The organism is Vibrio sp. 03_296 (genome assembly GCF_002265885.1).
This window is the reverse complement of record NZ_NPKW01000023.1, coordinates 1-1,541: the sequence shown is the minus strand read 5'-3', so window position 1 is coordinate 1,541 and position 1,541 is coordinate 1. Positions and strand designations below refer to the sequence as shown.

Genomic DNA, 1,541 nt, shown 5'->3' with positions numbered 1-1,541 from the left:
AAAGGCAAGAGAATGATCAAAGGTGGACGGATGCAAGTAAGGACTGTTTTATACATGGCCATGATGTCAGCGATGCAATGTAACCCTGTATTTAAAGAAACATATCAACGACTTTTGGCTGCTGGAAAACCCAAAAAAGTAGCGCTCATTGCCTGCGTCAGAAAGATGGTAGTTATTCTAAATTCAATGCTTAGAGATGGCTGTATGTGGAATGGCAGATAGCGCCAAAAATTAACTATTGACGCCATAGTCTCTTGTTATGTTTAAGGCTCAAAGGGTTAAGTTTTGCGATACCAAGAGCTTAACTCGAGTTACCTTTAAAAACCAAAACTAGACGCTAAAAAGCTGAATTAACTCATAATTTTGAATGTTCTGACTTTGAGTTTTAACGTGGAAAACCGAAAAGCCGGGATTTAACTTTGAAATCAAAATCACTTCACTCACCTCGCCTACACTCTGCATTTCAATGAGGCAACTCTCTGAACTTTTAGCGCCCACGAATTGGAGTCCAGAAAACAGCGACCACTGAAGTTAACCTGCCGACAAGAGCAAAATTAGAAATACGAAGGAACAAAGAAAAGATGCAACCAACTGATTTTACGTGACTAAACATAACGCCGCGTTAAGGGGTGCAGGCACGCAATACAAAAGCTACCGCACAGTGCCGTAACCACTGAACCCAACGCAAACTGAAAATGCCACGCGTGCCAAATCCCACTTGAACGCCTTGTTATGCTTAAACTTCAATGGGTTACGTTTACTAAAAACAAGATTAACTCAGCTTTGATTCACGAACAAAAGCCAAAAACCTGAAATGACTCATGATTTGAAATCAGACTTTGAACTTTGGTAGCTAAAACGAAAAACCTAATATCAAATTTCTAGAAATTGAGCCAACCACCCTAACCTCGCGCTTACCCGACAATTGAATGAGGCAATTCTCTGAATTTCCAGCGCCAAAGAATAAGTGTCCGAAAAGCAGCGCTCACAAAAGCCAACTTGCCGATAAACACCAAACTGAAAAGCCGAGGGAACAAAGAAAAACCATAAACCAACTGATTTTACGTGACTAAACATAACGCCGCGTTAAGGGGTGAGTGCCGCCTAAACCAAGTTTCCGCAGACCACTTTCACCACCAAAACTCACTGCAAACCAAAAATGCCACGCGGCATGAATCCCTCTTAAACGCCTTGTTATGCTTAAGCTTCAATGAGTTACGTTTTACTCAAAACAAGATTAACTCGACTTTGATTTACAAACAAAACCAAAACGTAGAAAACCGAAATGAATCATAGTTTGATAATCAGACTAGGAATTTTGGCAAATCTGGTTTGAAGTTTGAAAACCTAAAATGGATTTCTGATTGAGCCAACCGCCCTAACCTCGCGATTGCCCGAGAATTGAATGAGGCAATTCTCTGAATTTCTAGCGCCAAAGAATATGCGTCCGAAAAACAGCGCTCACAAAAGCCGGCTTGCCGACAAACACAAAACCAATCAGCCAAGGGAACAAAGAAAAACCATAACCAACTGATTTTACT

At 40.9% G+C, this 1,541-nt stretch carries 1 protein-coding gene and 2 pseudogenes; 1 reads left to right on the top strand and 2 read right to left on the bottom strand.

Features of this window, described 5'->3' with window-relative positions:
* Positions 1–235, top strand: a pseudogene (locus tag CIK04_RS01765) (transposase); the annotation flags it as partial.
* Between the two features lie 618 nt (positions 236–853).
* Here CIK04_RS01765 and CIK04_RS35430 read toward each other — a convergent pair.
* Both CIK04_RS35430 and CIK04_RS01750 read right to left on the bottom strand, forming a co-directional pair.
* Positions 854–1,048 (bottom strand): annotated as a pseudogene (locus CIK04_RS35430) (hypothetical protein).
* Between the two features lie 21 nt (positions 1,049–1,069).
* Complete coding sequence (locus CIK04_RS01750; protein WP_128824578.1) at positions 1,070–1,198, bottom strand: DUF3265 domain-containing protein; 129 nt, start codon at positions 1,196–1,198, stop codon at positions 1,070–1,072.
* Positions 1,199–1,541 lie beyond the last annotated feature (343 nt).